This is a genomic window from Variovorax atrisoli 110B (assembly GCF_000382045.1).
In the GTDB taxonomy this organism is placed as follows: Bacteria; Pseudomonadota; Gammaproteobacteria; order Burkholderiales; family Burkholderiaceae_C; genus Variovorax; species Variovorax atrisoli.
In genome coordinates, this window is record NZ_KB907462.1 from 167,011 (window position 1) to 183,765 (window position 16,755).

Genomic DNA, 16,755 nt, shown 5'->3' on the forward strand with positions numbered 1-16,755 from the left:
CCCAGCCATGCAACCTTTCACGATCGTCAGTGGCGCAGCCATCCCCTTCATGCGCGCGAACGTCGACACCGACGTCATCGTGCGGATCGAGCGCCTCACCAGCCTGCCGAAGGACCAGCTCGGCCCGTTCGCGTTCGAATCGCTGCGCTACCTGCCCGACGGCAGCGCCGATCCGGCGTGCATCCTGAATGCGGAGCGCTTCCGCCACGCGCCGTTCCTGCTGGCCGGCGACAACTTCGGCTGCGGATCGTCGCGCGAAGGCGCCGTGTGGGCCTTGATGTGCCTGGGAATCCGCGCCGTCATCGCGCCCAGCTATGGCGACATCTTCTATGCCAACTGCTTCCAGAACGGCATGCTGCCGATCCGGCTGCCGCTGGACCGCATCGAGGCGCTGGCTGCCCGGTGTGCCGATGGTTCCGCGCTGACAGTCGACCTGCGGACGCAGACGATCCAGTGCAGCGACGGCGGTCCCCAACCGTTCGCCATCGACGCGACCCGCCGCGAAGCGCTGCTCGGCGGCCTGGACGCCATCGGCCTGACGCTGCGCAACGACGCCTTGATTCGCGCATGGCAGGACAAGGATCGCGTGCAGCGCGCCTGGGCCTGGAATTCGGTGCGCGCCTAGTTTTCGTGCCTTCGACAACTTCCACCAACCCTCAGGAGACTTGCATGCCCACCCTCGACATCGCGGGCGACGCCCGCCGCATCATCGACGTCGTCAAGAACGGCGGTATCGCGCTCGTGCCGCAGCACACAGGCTACGCCATGTGCGGCGCCTCGATGGAGCCGCTCAGGAAGATCTTCGATACCAAGCAGCGCGGCGGCCACAAGCGCAACGCCATGGCCGCCGACCTGGAGACGCAGCGCGACATGATGACCCTCGGCAAGCGCGAGCAGGAGATGGTCGAGGCGATCGTCCTCGACTACGACCTGCCGCTCGGCGTGATCGGGCCGTTCCGGGCGGACCATCCGTTGCTCATGAAGCTGGGCGACGACGCCTTGAGGGCCTCCTCGGCCGGAGGCACGATCGGCAACCTGCTCAATGCTGGCCCCCTGCACAGGGAGTTGACGCGGCTCTCGCGCGAAGAGCTGGTGCCGCTGTTCGGCTCGTCGGCCAACATCTCGGGCACGGGATCGCGGTTCAGGCTGGAAGACGTCCAGCCCGAGCTGCACGAGATCGCCGACATCAGGATCGATCACGGCCTGTGCCGCTATCACATGTACGGCCGCTCCGGCACGCTGATCAATTTCCAGACGATGCAGGTGATCCGCTTCGGCGCGTGCTACGACCTGATCGCGGACGTCCTCAAGCGCTGGTTCCGGGTCGAGCTGCCGCGCGACCCCGGCATGGCCGCGCTGCCCTCGGGCCACGTCAACGAGTTCGCCTTGCAGAACGTCGCCTGAATCGGCGAGGGCAGGCGTGCAGGCCCGCCCTCGCCAGCCGCCTCGCCCGGAGCGGCGTCCACGCAAATGCCGGCGCGGGCGAGGAAGTGACGGTTGTCCGATGCGATCAGGTCGCCGGGGTGCTTACCGGGCGCGCCATCTGATTCTGAAAAAAAGCGAAGGAGACAAGCATGGCTATCCATTCCCCGAAGCCGCCCAGCCGGGTGTCGCGCCGCGGCGTGCTCGCACTGGCTGGCGGCCTCCTGGCCGCGCCCTGGGCGCGGGCGCAGAAGTCCTCATGGCCGCAGCAGCCGATCAAGTTCGTCATCGGCTATCCGCCGGGCGGCGGAGGCGATGGCGTCGGGCGGCCGCTGGCCCTTGGCCTGGAACGCCACCTGGGCGTGCCCGTGGTCCTCGACTACCGCCCCGGCGCGGGAGGCGCCATCGCCGCCCAGCTGGTCGCCAACGCGCCCTCGGACGGCTACACCCTCTACCTGGCGGACAACGGCGCGATCTCCGTGACGCCGGCCTACCGGGCCGTGGGCTACCGGCCGACCGACTTCAGCTACATCGGCGGCATCGGAGAACTGCCCATGGTGCTGGTCGTGCACCCCGATGTGCAAGCCAGGGACATCCGGGAGCTGGCGGCGCTTTCGCACAAGCGGCCCAAGGGGCTGTCGTATGCATCGGGCGGGGTGGGAAGCATCCCGCACCTGGAGGCGGAGATGATGCGGCTGGAAGCGCGCATGAACACCGTGCACGTGGCCTACAAGGGATCGGGACAGGCGAGCACGGACCTCATCTCCGGCGTGGTCGACTTCGCGTTCTTCGCTCCCACCGGCGTGGCGCAGCACGTGCAGTCCGGCCGCCTCAAGGCGCTCGCCGTCACCACGCGCCAGCGGATCGCGGCCCTGCCATCCGTGCCGACGGTGGGAGAACTCGGCTTTCCGTCGCTCGAGGCGACCTACATGAGCGGCGTGCTCGCACCCAGGAACCTGCCGCCCGCGGTGTTCGATCGCCTGGCTGCCGCACTCTCCACGGTGCTGGCCGACCCCGAGGTCGTGCGAAACCTGGAGACCAGCGGCCTCGTGGTGGCGCATCGAGCGCCGGCACCCGCTCGTGAGGCCTTCGAAAAGGACCTGGACAGATGGCGCAACCTCATCAAGGCTGCGAACCTCAAGCTGGACTGAACGCCACCGACGCTCGCTGCCTGCGGCTGTTGCGGGCGCCGAGCAGCAGATCACGCCAATCATTTCAAGAGACAAGATGAGAGACAAGACCGTGCGACACACAGGACAGAACGCAGGGCGCCGCGCCGCGCTGGTCGCGACCCTTGCCGCGATGGCATGGCTGGCGCCATCCGCCGCCTGCGCGCAAGACGCGCCATGGCGCCCCGCCAAGCCCGTGACCATCGTGGTGCCCTACGCCCCCGGCGGCGGGACGGACACGGTGGCGCGTGCGGTGGCCCGTCAGCTCGGTGTGTTCTGGAAGCAGCCGGTGATCGTCGAGAACGTGCCGGGCGCCGACGGGCTCATCGGCACGCGCCGCGTCATGGATGCCCACCCCGACGGCTCCACGCTGCTGCTGCAGGTGCCATCCATCGCCTTGACGCGCTATACCCCCGGGCTGAGAGGCGTCGATCCGCTCCAGCGGCTGCAGCCCGTCACGGCGGTGGCCCAGGCCTCCAACGCGATCGTGGTGAGCGGCAAGATGCCGGTCAAGACGCTGGCCGAGTTCGTGGCCTACTGCCAGCGCGCAGGGCAGCGGTGTTCGCTCGGCACCACCGACAACCAGTCGCGCCTTCTCTCGCATCAGTTCGTCGCGGAGTCGAAGCTTTCCGATGCGGTCGTCGTCAACTATCGCGGCACCAGCGCCGTCGTGTCGGACCTGGTCGCCAACAACGTCAACCTGTCCTTCACGGGCATCGCGGCGGCACTGCCCCATGCCAGGGCGGGCACGCTGCGGTTCCTCGCGACGACCGGCGACAGGCGCAGCGCGGTGCTGCCCGAGGTGCCGACGGCGAAGGAGGCCGGCTTCGGGCAATACCGCTCGATCAACTGGTTCGGCGTCTTCGGCCCCCTGGGCATGCCGGCTCCCGTGACGCAGGCCATCGTGGCCGCGCTGCGCGACGCGGTGAAGGACGGCGACGTGCAAAGAACGATCGCGGCGGCGGGAGCGGAGCCCGTCGTCAATTCACCGGCCGAGTTCGCAGCGCAAGTGCGTGAAGAGAGCGAGCGCCTCGGCTCGCTCGTCAAGCGTCATCCGCTGGAGTGAACAGGCCGGCTGCAGGCATGCCTGTGGCGGGCCGGTCCCACCCATTCGAGCCTGGGTGCTGCAGCGACCCGGTCGAACGGTGCCGGGGGCGCCGGGATTCCAGACGCTGCGGACACGGGCGTGTGCATGAATGCTGTCGCCGGCTGTCCTGTTGCTATCAACACCCGACCATCGACAGGCTATGCTCGCGCCTTCCACAAGCTCCCTGCCACCGACGTTGATGAAACCCGCGAAGGCCCAGGTCGAACTCGCCGCATCCCCCTTGCCCCGGGCGCCGGGCACATCGCTGCACCGCCAGCTCTTCGTGGTCCTTCGCGACGAGATCGTGCGCGGCGTGTATTCGGCTTCGGGGCTGTTGCCGAAGGAGGAGTCGCTGTGCGAGCGTTTCGGCGTCTCGCGCATCACGGTGCGGCGGGCCCTGGCGGACCTGGCCGCGCAGGGCCTGGTGGAGCGGCGGCATGGGCGCGGCACCTTCGTGCTGCAGGACCGCTTGCCGCTGGTACGGGCGCGACCCAGCCTTTCCCTGATCGACAGCCTGCGCCAGACGGCGAGCGAGACGCAGGTGCAGGTGTTGCGCGTCGAGCGGGTCGAGGCACCTTCGGACGTGGCCGCACTGCTGCAGCTCGCGCCGGGAGAAAAGGCGGTGCATGCGCTGCGCCTGCGCAGCATGAACGGCACGCCGGTCATGCTGTCCGATGCGTGGGTGCCCGAGCGGCTGGGCAAGCAGGTCACGGCCACCTCGCTTCGCAAGCAGGCGCTCTATGAGATCCTGATGGCCCAAGGCGTGAAGTTCGGCCGCGTGATCCAGGAAATCACGGCCGAGCTGAGCGATCCGGTCCGAGCGAAGCTCATGCAGACGGAAGTCGGAGCGCCCCTGCTGAAGATCGTTCGCGTGCTGCACGATCCCGCCGCGAGGCCGGTCCAGTACATCACCGTTACCATGACGCCCGAACGCAGCCGCATCCTGATGGACATCCCGGGTGAGACCGTCAACACGCTGAGCGCGGGTCAATTCGTGCACGAGGTCGCCGGGTAGGCCGCCTGCTGCGCGAGTGCGGTTCCACGAAGGTGACGCGGTCGCCCTGATCCGCGGGACAAGCAAGACGGAGCTCTGAAGGCCGATTCGCTTCAGGGTGGCAGGAAGAGTCCCTCCCCGACGCACAGTGCCATCTGCTCCTCGACGGCATTGCGGAAGACCTTCGCTGCCAGGCTCACGGGCCGTCCCTTGGCGACCGCGAGCATGCGGGTCACCGCGAAGCCGCGGACGGGCACCGCCACCAGGCCTTGCCAGATGCTGGATGTTCGTACCACGGATCTGGGCAGAACGGCGACGCCAAGGTCCGCGCGGGTCAGTTGTGCGGCCCCTTCGTTACCGTCGATCTGTATGACCGGCTGCATCACTCCATGCTCGGTCTCGAGACTGTGCCGCAGGCCAAGGGAAATGATGATGGGCAGCTTGCGCAGTTCGCGCGCCTGCACGCTCGAACGGGCGGCGAGCTTCGAGCCCGGAAGACAGAAGACAGCGATCTCCTGGCGCACGAGCGGCGTGAAATGGACGTGTTCCTGATTTCCGGGATTCGACACGATGGCCAGGTCAATGGTGCCAGCGGTCAATCGATGCAGCGCGTCGTCGGTGGGGCTCTCGGTCAGCTCCAGCCGGACTTGAGGAAAGCGATGGCGGAAGTCCAGCGCGAGGCGCCCGTGAATCGCCTGTCCGACCGTGGGTGCCGAAGACATTCGCACCGTGCCGCGCACGTCGCGATGAAAGCCTCGCATGCCACGGTTGAAGTTGGAGACGTCCGTGGTCGCGCTTTCGACTTCTCGCACGATGAAGCGGGCGCGCTCCAAGAACATCAGGCCGCCGTCGGTCAGTTGCACCCCCGCGATGCTGCGATGGAAGAGAGGGCCGCCGAGATCGTCTTCGAGCAGGCGCATCTGCCGGCTGATCGCGGACTGCGCCACGTGCAACACAGCTGCAGCCGCGCTGATGCTTCCCTTTTCCGCCACCGTCAGGAAGTAGCGTACCTGTCGCAGATCCATGATGCATCTCCAGAGCCATCCAGCGAAATTTTAGATGGATGGCAGCTGAAATCTCTTCTTTTGCGTTGGTCTCGGCACATCCAGAATTGCGCATGCCGGACCCGGGGCGTGATCACCGCAGCCCCCGCCGGCCAGACAAAAAAAGACGGAGACGAGAATGATCAAGACCATGGAAGTGTCCGCACGGTCCGCGCACCGTGCCGTCCAGGCAGTGACTGGCGTGCTGGCATTGCTGCGCTGCGCCGCCATGGTTCTTTCGGCGCTTTTGGTGGGAACCCTGGCGCATGCCGGCTATCCGGAAAAGCCGGTGCGCATCGTCGTTCCGTTCGCCGCGGGCGCGGGGGCGGATGTCGCCTCCCGTTTCATGGCGGGCAAGCTCGCGCAGCGCTGGGGCCAGGGCACCGTGGTTGACAACCAGGTCGGCGCCAACAGCATCATCGGCGCGCAGCAGGTCGCACGCGCACCGGCCGACGGATACACGCTGCTGGTGCCGAACGACACCACGCTGGCTGCGAACCCGGCGTTGTACGCAAAGCTTCCCTATGACCCGCTCAAGGACTTCGCGCCGATCGCGCTGATCGGCGAGACGCCTTTCGTGCTGGTCGCGTCGCCCCGGCTGCAGGTGCGTTCGGTCGAGGAGCTGGTGAATGCGGCCAGGGCAAGGCCCGGCGAGATCAACTTCAGCACCAGCGGCGTCGGCAGTGCCCAGCATCTTCCGATGGAGATCCTGATGAGCAGCGCGGGCATCCGGATGCTGCACGTGCCCTACAAGGGCGCGGCGGAAGCCGCCACGGCGGTGGTGGGCGACCAGGTGCAGGTGATGTTCGCCGGCGTCTCCGCGGTACTGCCGTTCCTTCAGTCGGGCCGGCTCGTGCCCCTGGCCGTCGGCACCTCGCGGAGGCTCGCCGTGCTGCCCCAGGTTCCGACGATGTCCGAGTCCGGCTTCCCGGGGTTCCGCTATGGCGCATGGCTGGGCTTCGTGGCACCGGTCGCGACGCCCGCGGCGATCGTCAACAAGATTAACACCGACATCGGCGAGATGCTGCGCCAGCCCGAGGTGCGCGAGAAGCTGCTGGCCATGGGCTTTCTTCCCGCCGAACCGGCCGGACCGGAAGCCTTTCGCAAACACATCGACGAGGAACTTGCTCGCTACGGCAAGTTCATCCGGGCCGCCGGCATCGAGCCGTCACGCTGAGCCCGCCCGAGGAAGAAGTTCCAGGACACACAGAAGGCACCATGCGGATCATTGACCTCCAGGAAGCGGCTTTTCCGGTGCAGAGCACCATGCGCAACGCCGTGTTCTCCTTCGCGGAGATGACCACCTCCATCGTCGCGGTACGGCTGGATTCCGGCGCAGGCAGCACACCGGTCACGGGGTATGCGTTCAACTCCACCGGACGCTATGCCTGCGGGCAGCCCATGCGCGAGCGCTTCTTCCCGCGGCTGTTGCGGGCGCAACCTGAGTCGCTGCTCGACGCAGCCGGGGTGCTCGATCCAGCCATGGCTGTGGCGGCGATGCTCGTCGGCGAGAAGCCGGGTGGCCATGCCGAGCGATCGATCGCCATCGGGACCATCGAGACCGCACTGTGGGATGCCATCGGCAAGGCCCAGGAACTGCCCACGGCGGAAGTGCTGGCCCGGCGCTATCGCGGCGGGACCATGCAGCGCAAGGTCTCCGTGTACGTGGGTGGAGGCTGGTACCGCCCGGGCGGTGTCGCGAAGGACGTGGCAGACGAGATTCGCAGCCACCAGGCCGGCGGCTACACCCATGTGAAGATCAAGGTGGGAGGGGCTTCGTTGGACGAGGACCTGCGCCGGATCGATTGCGCCTTGAGTGTGCTGCCCGACAGCGGCCACCTGGCGGTGGATGCCAATTGCAAGTTCCAGCGGGAGGAAGCCCTGCGCTACGCAGAGGCATTGGCACCTTATGGCCTGCGCTGGTTCGAGGAGCCTTGCGATCCCAACGACTACTCGCTGATGGCCGAACTCGCCTCCGTCTATGCACCGCCGCTGTCCGCCGGCGAAAACCTCTACGGCATGCAGGACGTGACCAACCTGGTGCGCCTGGGCGGTTGGCGCAGCGAGAAGGACTTGATCCAGGTCGACCCTCCGCAGTCCTACGGACTGCATGCCTTTGCCAGCATGGTGCGGGCCCTGGAGGCGCAGGGCTGGCCTGCGGGCAGCCATTTTCCGCACGGCGGCAACCAGATGTCCCTGGCCCTGGTGGCCGGCCTGGGCCTGGGCGGCTGCGAGGCTTACCCCGGCGTGTTCGGCTCCTTCGGCGGCTTTGCCGACGACACGCATGTCGAGGGCGGCTTCGTGCACCCGCCGCAGCGCCCGGGCATCGGCTTCGAGGGCCACAGCGCGCTGCATGCGCTGATGAGCTCGGTCGGTGCCGGGCTGAAGGCCCACTGAGTGCATAACGCGCACAGGACCGTAACTCCTCCACCTCCTCGCTTCCATTGCTGTTCTCAGTCCAACCCATGAACTTTGTCACCTTCCGTACCGACTCCGATCCGACGCCTCGTTTGGGCGCGGTCGTGGATGGCGCCATCGTCGCCCTGCCGGGCGACATGGTGTCTCTTTGCAGCGGCGGTGCCGCTGGCTTTGCCGCCGCGGCAAAGGAGGCCGCCTCTGCGCCTGCGGCTGCCCGCGTTCCGCTCGGTGCCGCGAGGCTGCTGCCCGTGGTGCCACGGCCCGGCAAGATCATCTGCATGGGGCTGAACTACGCGGACCACGCCGCCGAAGGCGGCAACCAGCGGCCCGACTATCCCAGCTTCTTTCTGCGCGGCCCGTCCTCGCTGACAGCGCACGGTGGACCGATCCAGCGGCCGCGCGTATCGACCCAGCTCGATTTCGAGGCCGAATTGGCCGTCGTGATCGGCAAGGCTTCACGCCACCTGACCGAGGCCGATGCTCTGGAGGCCGTCGCCGGCTACGCCTGCTTCAACGACGCGACGGTGCGCGATTACCAGCGCAAGACGGCCCAATGGACCATCGGCAAGAACTTCGATGCCACGGGTGCCTTCGGCCCCTGGCTGGTGCCGGCGTCCCAACTCCCTCCTGGCGCTGCGGGGCTGAAGATCGAATCGCGCCTGAACGGCACCGTCATGCAGAGCAGCAACACGGCCCGGATGCTGTTCCCCGTTGCGGAAACGCTGTGCTTGATCACCGAGGCCCTCACGCTCGAACCGGGCGACGTGATCATCATGGGCACGCCCGCGGGTGTCGGCTATGCACGCAAGCCGCCCGTGTGGATGAAGGAAGGGGACACGGTCGAAGTCGAGATCGAAGGCATCGGGGTCCTGTCGAACCCCGTCGACAACGAGAAGTAGGGCCGTTCGATATGCATCGCCCGCACGACCGTGTCGACTTCGGCCTGCAGCCGGCCCGCACCTGCCATCCACATCGACCTGCAAGGTGGCCATGATCTTCGAGCTCAGAACCTACACCGCCGAAGCCGGGCGCACCGCCGACTTCCTGAAGCTGTACGAGAGCATGGCGCTGCCGCTGCAGAACAGGTACCTGGGCGGTCTCGTGGGCTTCTACGTCAGCGAGATCGGCCCCTTGAACCAGATCGTGCACCTGTGGCGATTTGCCAGCCTGGCCGATCGCGAGCAACGGCGCTCGGCGATGGAGGCCGATCCGGCCTGGCAGGCATACAGGGTGCGATCCAGGGAGCTGGGCGCCATACGGCAACAGGAATCGAAGATCCTGAAGCCGACATCGTTTTCGCCGTCGTAGCAGTCCATCGGGCGGCGATGCACGTGGAACGCGACTGGTTCGAACTGGCACGGCCTGAGGGAGTCCTCCGACGCGCCGTGTCCTTCCCGACACACCAATCCGGAGACAAGAGCATGAGCAACATCAACCGCAGGACACTCATCAGCGCAGCACTCGGCAGCGCCTTGCCCGCGATCGCCCAGCCAAGCAAGCCTGATGTCCTGCGAATCGTCGTTCCCTTTCCCGCGGGCTCCGGGATGGACGTCACCGGGCGGCTGCTGGCGCACACGCTCGAAACCACGAGCGGCCGCACCGTCGTCATCGACAACAAGCCGGGCGCTGGTGCCGTGATCGGATCGCTCGATGTGTCACGCTCCAAGCCCGACGGAAACACGGTATTGCTGAACTCCGCCGGCCATACAACGAACGCGGCCCTGTACAAGAGCCTGCCCTTCGACTCGAAGGCGGACTTCACGCCCATCACCCGTCTGGCCACCTACTACGGATGGGCATTGCTCGTCGGGGCGAACTCCCGATTCAAGACCATGCAGCAGTTCGTCGATGCCGCGAAGGCATCGCCGGGAAAGCTCACCATCGCGAACTCGGGCCTGGGCAATCCCACACACATCGTGGCCTCGCTGTTCTGCAAGAACGCCGGCGTGGAACTGGTGCACGTCCCGTACAAGGGTGCGCCGAGCAACGACCTGATCTCGGGTCTGGTCGACTGCACATTCCTCGCACCGGTCTCCGCGCAGGGCTGGATCCAGGCCAGGCAGATGCGCGCGCTCGGACTCTCCGGCAACGTGCGCTCGCCCATTATTCCCGACACGCCCACCTTCGCCGAACTCGGCCTGGACGTGCCGGAAATTCCTGCGTGGTCGGGCATCTGGGGGCCGAAGAACATGAGCGAGGCGGCGGTCAACTCGCTTTACGCCATGTTCGTCAAGCTCGGCCAGGACCCCAAGTACCGGCAGTACATCCAGGAAGGCGGTGGCGTGGTCGAGGCGATGGCACCGCGCGAGTTCAAGGCCTATGTCGATTCGGAGATCGACCGCTTCGGAAAGATCCTGCCGTCATTGGGAATCCAGATCAGTTGAGCATCAAAGGAAAGATCAGAATGAACCAAGCGAACCCGACCCAGGGGAGCGTAGACCACGCGCTCTCCAACGACATGCCCGAGCCCGTCCATGCCGACGGCATGCGCATCCTCTGGGATTTGCCGATTCCGATGACCGATGGCATCGTTCTGCGTGCGGATGTCTTTCTGCCGGAGGCACCTGGCCGCTACGCGGCACTGATTTCCTATGGGGCCTATGGCAAGGGCGTCCCGATGCAGGTGGGATACAAGAGCGCGTACGACCGCATGGTGCGCGACTTCCCCGACATCGCCGAAGGCTCATCGAACAAATACATGAACTGGGAGGTCGTCGATCCCGAGAAGTGGGTGCCCGACGGCTTCATCTGCATCCGCGTCGACAGCCGCGGGGCGGGGCGCTCCCCGGGCGTGCTCGATCCCACGTCGGAGCAGGAAACGAGGGACCTGTACGAATGCATCGAATGGGCGGCGGCGCAGCCCTGGAGCAACGGCAAGATCGGGATGAACGGCATCTCGTATTACGCGACCAACCAGTGGTACGTAGCCGCCTTGCAACCTCCCCACCTCGCGGCCATCTGCGTGTGGGAAGGGTTCGTCGACCGCTACCGGGATGCGGCCCGACACGGCGGCATCTACTCGCAGTTCGGCGAAGGCTGGTATGAGCGCCAGGTGTTGCGCATCCAGCACGGCTACGGCGAGCGCGGCTCTCGCAATCCGAACAACGGCGAGCTGGTCTGCGGTCCGGAAACCCTGTCGGACGAGGAGCTGGCGGCGAACCGCGCTCCGAAGATGTCCAACGAGTCGCTGAATCGACCGCTGGACGACGAGTTCTATGCCGGGCGCAAACCCGACCTGAGCCGTGTCAAGGTGCCTCTACTGTCCGCTGCGAACTGGGGCGGCATGGGTGTCCATCCGCGCGGCAATTTCGAAGGCTATATGGCGGCGGCTTCCAGCCAGAAATGGCTGGAGGTGCATGGCAACAGCCACTTCAGCCCTTTCTACCGCGCCGAGGGCGTTGCATTGCAGAAGCGTTTTCTCGGGCACTTCCTGCAAGGCAAGGACACGGGCTGGGACCGGCAGCCGCCGGTGCAGCTGCAGATCCGCCGGCCGGGGGAGCACTTCACGATCCGCGACGAGCAGGAATGGCCGCTGGCACGTACACAGTGGACCAGGTACTACCTCGAACCCGCCAGCCGCAGCCTCGGCACTACGCCGGCCACCGGCGCCAGCATCACCTACAACACCATGGACGACGGGCTCATGTTCAGGCTCCCGCCGGCCGAGGAAGAGTTCGAGATCACCGGCCCCGTCGCGGCGCGACTGGTGATCTCCTCGAGGACCACGGATGCCGACATCTTCCTGGCGCTGCGGCTGTTCGCGCCGGACGGCAAGGAAGTCCTGTTCGTCGGCTCCAACGATCCGCGCGTGCCGATCGCCCTGGGTTGGCTGCGTGCCTCGCACCGCAAGCTGGACGAGGCCAAGTCGCTGCCGTACCGCCCCTACCACACGCATGACGAGTTACAGCTGCTCGTGCCAGGCGAGCCGGTCGTCCTCGACATCGAGATCCTGCCGACCTCCATCGTGGTTCCGCCCGGCTACACGCTGGCCCTCAACATCCGCGGTTGCGACTACGACCACGGCCTGGGTGACGCCGGCTTCTCGGACCAGCCGTACCCGATGACGGGCGTGGGCCCCTTCCGCCATGCAAATCCGCAGGACCGGCCGCCGGAGATCTTCGGCGGCCAGAACACGCTCCACTTTGACAGGGGCAACGAGCCCTTCATCCTGCTGCCCATCATCCCAGCCAAGGGCGATTGAGCGGCCGGACCGCAAGGACGAGACGCGAAATGAGAGATGCCTTTGACTCCGCGGCTGGCTTCATCCCGGCCACGGGCGGCCCCGCGTTCGTTCCGAGGCGCTGCACCTGCGACGACCGTGTCATGTGGATCACGAAGGACCGTGTCTTCTATGCCGGCCTTCTCGGATCCCCGAGCATGCAGACGCAGGGTTCGATCATCGTGTACGTGGCGATCGACGGCCGACTGCGCGTGCGGCTGGGCGGTGGCGAATGGCATTCGACCGAAGTCGCCGTCGTTCAGCCCTACGTTCCCTACGAGATCGCGTGCGAAGGCCGCAACGTGCTCAACATTCTGGTCGAGCCCGAAACGGTCGATGCAAGCAGGCTGCCACCGCTGCTGCGCGGGAGCGGAGCGGTGCATGCGCCGGGATTCGCGGCGCACGTGCGCGAGGTCCATGGTCGGCTCGCTTCGCCGGGCGGCGCGCTCGCCTTGCGCCCGTGCGATTTCGACCTCGCGTTTTTCGGTGCACCTCTTCCCGCGCGTCCCCTCGACCGGCGCATTGCGACCGTGCTGGACGGCATCAAGAACGATCCCTTCGGCACTGCGGCCTCCGACGAATGCGCATCGCGGGTGAACCTGTCGATTTCGCGCTTTCGGCATCTGTTCAAGGAGGAGGTGGGTGTGTCGTTTCGCAACGTGCGTGCCTGGAAACGCGCCCGGAGCCTGCTTCACCGCGTGCACACGGTCGACAGCCTGGTGAACGTCGCCCTCGACATCGGCTATCCGGACTCGACGCATTTCAGCCACTCGATCCGCCAGGTCTATGGCCTCAGGCCCAAGGACATCATCGCGGGCTCTCGCAAGCTGCGGATCATCGCGCAGGCGCCTGCCCTCTAGCTACCTCGCGCGGACGCCGAACGCGCCAGCCAGCCCGCGGCCGGTTGCAACTGCGCTCGGCCGCGCTTCGATTCCACGCGAATGGAACGATGGAACGACAACGGAGACGACAAGATGCCGAAATTCATGCCCCGCAGCGACGCAAACGCCGCTTCGAATGAGGCGGTCCCTTCTGCGGCCGATAGCAGGATCGACCTCGGCGATCGGTTGGACAACTCGCCCGTGCGGCGCGGCCACGTCCTCACCGTGGCGGCACTGTTCCTCGTGCTGCTGATCGACGGCTACGACCTCGCGGTGACCGGCCAGATCCTCCCCGTGATCGCCTCGACGCTCGGCGTGCCCACCGCCAGCCTGACCGGCGCCTTCGCGCTGCAGCCGATGGGGCAAGCGATCGGCGGCCTGCTGTTGTCGTCGCTGGCGGATCACTTCGGCCGCAAGCGCATGCTGATCGCCTTGCTGGCGCTGTTCTCGATCGCCACGCTGATGAGTGTGTTCGCCACTTCGGTTGCCGGCTTTGGAGCCACCCGCTTCATCGCCGGCGTCCTGGGCGGCGGCTTGCTGCCCGCAGCCGCAAGCCTCGCTGCCGACATCTCGTCCATCAAGCGCCGTTCGACCCTGGTCGGAATCGTCTATGCGGGCGTGGCGATAGGCGCGGTGGGCGCCAGCGGACTCGTGGCCCTGGCGCTCGACCGCATCGGCTGGAAAGGCATGTACCTGATCGGTGCGCTGGCGCCGCTGCTGATGATCCTGCCGATCCTGCTGCTGGTGCCCGAGTCGCCGCTCCATCTGGCTCGCATCGGCGCGCCATCGACGGACATCGTGGGCGCGCTGCGCAAGCTGGGTATCGAGGTGGAGCCGGGCCGCCGGTTCAAAGAAGCGGAGCGGCGCTCCGGCTCGCGCATCTCGCTCATCGACATCTTCGGTGACCATCGTGCACTCTTCACCGCCGTGCTCTGGTTCACCTGCATCTGCGGCCAGATCTGCGTGAACCTGTTCGGCATCAGCGCGGCCTTCTTCCATGAATTCGGGGGCGTCTCGGTCGCCAGCTATGCGGGCTACGCCTCGATGGCCGGCGGGGCATCCATCGTCGCCGGACTGTCGACCGGCTTCGTGATAGACCGCTTCGGCCGCTACCGCGTGACTGCCGCGTATGCGCTGCTGGGTGCGCTGTCGCTCGTCGGGCTTGGCGTTTTCCCGTTCGGCACCGCGGCCTTCGTGGCGGCGATCGTCAGCGCCGGCTTCTTCGTCGTTGGCACCTACCAGTCGCTCAACATCATCACGCCCGTCGTCTATCCGGCTGCGCTGCGCAGCGCAGCGGTCGGCTGGAAGGGAGCCGTCTCGCGCTTCGGCAGCAGTGCTGCGCCGCTCATCGCTGCAGCACTGCTGGCCCGGCAGATGGGCGTGACGGTCGCCATGTGTGCCGCGGCGGTGCCGTTGCTGATGGTGGTCCTGCTGGCGCCTGTGCTGGCCGTGCTGGAGCGCCGGATGCGTGCGAGGGCATCCGCTTTGCCGGCGCGAAGCGATGAGTAGGGCGTCGCATGCCGATGGCCGCGCACATTGGCTGCGAAGGCTCCGCTGTGTACGGCTGCGAGCAGGTGGATCGGTTCGTCGCGGTGCGAGCTGCGGCGGCATGGAATTCCTCGCCAGCCGGTCATCGCAAGCCATGTCGCAGGTGCAGGCCTACCCTTCGCCAGCCAGTCCGGGTTCGTTCGGCGCGAATGTGCCGCCTGCGGCTTGCACGGACTGCGCGGCGTCGCTGTGCAGGCCGACCCGCTCCCCATGACGGTTATGGAAAGAGACAAGCGTATGTCCGATGAAGAGAAGCGCAGACTACGGTCGCAAGCCTGGTTCGAAGGCAGCGGGGCCAGGAACTTTGCGAACCGAGGCTGGGTTCGCAGCCGCGGCGTGCCCCCCGATCACTTCGACGGGCGGCCCGTGATCGGGATCTGCAACACCTGGTCCGAACTCACGCCCTGCAATTCGCACTTCCGCGACCTGGCCCTGCAGGTGCGCGAAGGCATCCTGGAAGCCGGCGGCGTTCCGATGGAGTTCCCGGTCATCTCGCCCGGCGAGATGCTGACCCGGCCGACGGCCATGCTGCTGCGCAACCTGTGCAGCATGGACGTCGAGGAGACGCTGCGGTCCAACCCGCTCGACGGCGTGGTTCTGCTGATGGGGTGCGACAAGACGACGCCGGCGTTGCTGATGGGTGCCGCCAGCGTCAACCTGCCGACCATCGGCGTGTCCGGAGGTCCCATGCTCAACGGCAGCTTTCGTGGCAAGGACTTCGGCGTCAAGGACGCATGGAACCTGGCGGCGGAACTGCGCGCCGGCCGTGCGAGCAACGAGGACTTCGAGGAAGCCGAAGGCTGCCTCACCCGCTCCGTGGGCGTGTGCAACGTGATGGGAACGGCATCGACGATGGCGTGCATGGTCGAAGCGCTGGGCATCGGGCTGCCCGACAACGCGTCGATCCCTGCCGTGGATGCGAGGCGCCGGGTGTTGGCGCGCATGGCGGGCCGACGCATCGTCGGCATGGTGCGCGAGGATCTCACGCTTGACAGGCTGCTGACGCGCAAGGCCTTCGAGAACGCCATCGCGGTCAATGCGGCGATCGGCGGGTCGACCAATGCGGTGATCCATCTGACGGCGGTGGCACGGCGCATGGAAGTGCCGCTGGACATCGAGGACTGGCACCGAGTCGGGCGCGAGGTGCCCACGCTGCTCAACCTCCAGCCCTCGGGCAGCTACATGATGCAGGACTTCCATGAAGCCGGCGGGCTGCCCGTGATCATTCGCGACATGTGCGAGTCCGGCCTTCTCCATGCCGACGCGCTGACTGTGACCGGCAAGACGCTGGCCGAGAACAACGCCACTGCCTTGTGCAGGAACCCGGACGTGATCCACCGTGTGGCCAAGCCGTTCATGGCGAACTCCGGGGTTGCCGTCCTGCGCGGCAACCTCTGCCCTGACGGTGCCGTCATCAAGCCTTCGGCCGCCGAGCCGCGCCTGCTGAAGCACAGGGGGCGCGCGGTGGTGTTCGAGAACCAGGACGACCTCAACCTGCGGGTGGATGACCCTGCGCTGAAGATCGACGCCGATTCGGTCATGGTTCTCAGGAACTGCGGCCCTCGGGGATTTCCAGGGATGCCCGAGCTGGGCATGCTGCCCATCCCCGCGAAGCTGCTGAAGCAGGGCGTGAGAGACATGGTCCGCATCTCCGATGCCCGCATGAGTGGCACCTCGTTCGGTGCCGTGGTGCTGCACGTGTCCCCAGAAGCGGCGGCAGGCGGCGCACTCGCCCTGGTGCGCGACGGAGACCTGATCGAGCTCGATGTCGAGGCGCGACGGCTCGAATTGCTCGTTCCTGAAGATGAGCTGCAGCAGCGCCAGGCCGCGTGGAGGCCGCCCGTCGCGGCGGCCGCCCGAGGCTACATGAAGCTGTACGTCGATACCGTGAACCAGGCCCACGATGGCTGCGACCTGCAGTTCCTGGTGGGCCGAAGCGGCAGCGACGTGCCGGCCGCCCAGCACTGACATTCC

General features: G+C 66.8%; 15 protein-coding genes. 14 read left to right on the forward strand and 1 reads right to left on the reverse strand.

The features are described 5' to 3' along the window. Window positions 1-7 precede the first annotated feature (7 nt). From leuD to G369_RS0128495, 5 genes are all read left to right on the forward strand, one after another. Entirely contained in the window at window positions 8-625 is a 618-nt protein-coding gene (gene leuD / locus G369_RS0128475) for a 3-isopropylmalate dehydratase small subunit (protein ID WP_019657472.1), read from the forward strand. 44 nt (window positions 626-669) lie between these two features. After that, window positions 670-1,404, forward strand: coding sequence for a Sua5/YciO/YrdC/YwlC family protein (locus tag G369_RS0128480; RefSeq protein ID WP_019657473.1), 735 nt, complete (start codon window positions 670-672; stop codon window positions 1,402-1,404). A gap of 170 nt (window positions 1,405-1,574) precedes the next feature. Continuing rightward, window positions 1,575-2,573 (forward strand): Bug family tripartite tricarboxylate transporter substrate binding protein, encoded by a 999-nt coding sequence (locus G369_RS36525; RefSeq protein ID WP_051127660.1) that lies wholly within the window; start codon window positions 1,575-1,577, stop codon window positions 2,571-2,573. A gap of 91 nt (window positions 2,574-2,664) precedes the next feature. Continuing rightward, entirely contained in the window at window positions 2,665-3,657 is a 993-nt protein-coding gene (locus tag G369_RS0128490; protein ID WP_026346713.1) for a Bug family tripartite tricarboxylate transporter substrate binding protein, read from the forward strand. A gap of 220 nt (window positions 3,658-3,877) precedes the next feature. After that, window positions 3,878-4,693, forward strand: coding sequence for a GntR family transcriptional regulator (locus G369_RS0128495; RefSeq protein ID WP_019657476.1), 816 nt, complete (start codon window positions 3,878-3,880; stop codon window positions 4,691-4,693). Window positions 4,694-4,785: 92 nt separating this feature from the next. On the opposite strand, the gene G369_RS0128500 is transcribed toward G369_RS0128495, so the two are convergent. Then, on the reverse strand, window positions 4,786-5,697 hold the full coding sequence (locus tag G369_RS0128500; protein WP_019657477.1) for a LysR family transcriptional regulator: 912 nt from the start codon (window positions 5,695-5,697) through the stop codon (window positions 4,786-4,788). Between the two features lie 157 nt (window positions 5,698-5,854). Here G369_RS0128500 and G369_RS0128505 point away from each other — a divergent pair, with 157 nt between their 5' ends. The 9 genes from G369_RS0128505 (at window position 5,855) to G369_RS0128545 (ending at window position 16,749) form a co-directional block, all read left to right on the forward strand. Further along, entirely contained in the window at window positions 5,855-6,892 is a 1,038-nt protein-coding gene (locus G369_RS0128505) for a Bug family tripartite tricarboxylate transporter substrate binding protein (RefSeq protein WP_020723332.1), read from the forward strand. Window positions 6,893-6,933: 41 nt separating this feature from the next. Beyond that, the gene (locus G369_RS0128510) at window positions 6,934-8,112 is read left to right on the forward strand and encodes an enolase C-terminal domain-like protein (protein WP_019657479.1); all 1,179 of its coding nucleotides are present in this window, start codon (window positions 6,934-6,936) and stop codon (window positions 8,110-8,112) included. A 68-nt stretch (window positions 8,113-8,180) separates the two neighbouring features. Beyond that, on the forward strand, window positions 8,181-9,032 hold the full coding sequence (locus tag G369_RS0128515; RefSeq protein ID WP_026346714.1) for a fumarylacetoacetate hydrolase family protein: 852 nt from the start codon (window positions 8,181-8,183) through the stop codon (window positions 9,030-9,032). Window positions 9,033-9,123: 91 nt separating this feature from the next. Next, on the forward strand, window positions 9,124-9,441 hold the full coding sequence (locus tag G369_RS0128520) for an NIPSNAP family protein (protein ID WP_019657481.1): 318 nt from the start codon (window positions 9,124-9,126) through the stop codon (window positions 9,439-9,441). Between the two features lie 113 nt (window positions 9,442-9,554). Next, window positions 9,555-10,517, forward strand: coding sequence for a Bug family tripartite tricarboxylate transporter substrate binding protein (locus tag G369_RS0128525; RefSeq protein WP_019657482.1), 963 nt, complete (start codon window positions 9,555-9,557; stop codon window positions 10,515-10,517). Continuing rightward, on the forward strand, window positions 10,514-12,334 hold the full coding sequence (locus tag G369_RS0128530) for a CocE/NonD family hydrolase (RefSeq protein ID WP_347876451.1): 1,821 nt from the start codon (window positions 10,514-10,516) through the stop codon (window positions 12,332-12,334). Before G369_RS0128525 ends, G369_RS0128530 begins: the two co-directional genes overlap by 4 nt. Window positions 12,335-12,456: 122 nt before the next feature. Beyond that, complete coding sequence (locus G369_RS0128535) at window positions 12,457-13,212, forward strand: helix-turn-helix transcriptional regulator (RefSeq protein WP_038116137.1); 756 nt, start codon at window positions 12,457-12,459, stop codon at window positions 13,210-13,212. Window positions 13,213-13,419: 207 nt separating this feature from the next. Continuing rightward, complete coding sequence (locus G369_RS0128540; RefSeq protein WP_157773808.1) at window positions 13,420-14,742, forward strand: MFS transporter; 1,323 nt, start codon at window positions 13,420-13,422, stop codon at window positions 14,740-14,742. Window positions 14,743-15,018: 276 nt separating this feature from the next. Then, window positions 15,019-16,749, forward strand: a complete 1,731-nt coding sequence (locus tag G369_RS0128545) for an IlvD/Edd family dehydratase (protein ID WP_026346717.1) — start codon at window positions 15,019-15,021, stop codon at window positions 16,747-16,749. Window positions 16,750-16,755 lie beyond the last annotated feature (6 nt).

Coding starts and splice junctions, on each gene's coding strand:
- leuD (WP_019657472.1), top strand. CDS start 8: ATGCAACCTTTCACGATCGTCAGTGGCGCAGCCATCCCCTTCATGCGC.
- G369_RS0128480 (WP_019657473.1), top strand. CDS start 670: ATGCCCACCCTCGACATCGCGGGCGACGCCCGCCGCATCATCGACGTC.
- G369_RS36525 (WP_051127660.1), top strand. CDS start 1,575: ATGGCTATCCATTCCCCGAAGCCGCCCAGCCGGGTGTCGCGCCGCGGC.
- G369_RS0128495 (WP_019657476.1), top strand. CDS start 3,878: ATGAAACCCGCGAAGGCCCAGGTCGAACTCGCCGCATCCCCCTTGCCC.
- G369_RS0128500 (WP_019657477.1), bottom strand. CDS start 5,697: ATGGATCTGCGACAGGTACGCTACTTCCTGACGGTGGCGGAAAAGGGA.
- G369_RS0128505 (WP_020723332.1), top strand. CDS start 5,855: ATGATCAAGACCATGGAAGTGTCCGCACGGTCCGCGCACCGTGCCGTC.
- G369_RS0128510 (WP_019657479.1), top strand. CDS start 6,934: ATGCGGATCATTGACCTCCAGGAAGCGGCTTTTCCGGTGCAGAGCACC.
- G369_RS0128515 (WP_026346714.1), top strand. CDS start 8,181: ATGAACTTTGTCACCTTCCGTACCGACTCCGATCCGACGCCTCGTTTG.
- G369_RS0128520 (WP_019657481.1), top strand. CDS start 9,124: ATGATCTTCGAGCTCAGAACCTACACCGCCGAAGCCGGGCGCACCGCC.
- G369_RS0128525 (WP_019657482.1), top strand. CDS start 9,555: ATGAGCAACATCAACCGCAGGACACTCATCAGCGCAGCACTCGGCAGC.
- G369_RS0128535 (WP_038116137.1), top strand. CDS start 12,457: ATGTGGATCACGAAGGACCGTGTCTTCTATGCCGGCCTTCTCGGATCC.
- G369_RS0128545 (WP_026346717.1), top strand. CDS start 15,019: ATGTCCGATGAAGAGAAGCGCAGACTACGGTCGCAAGCCTGGTTCGAA.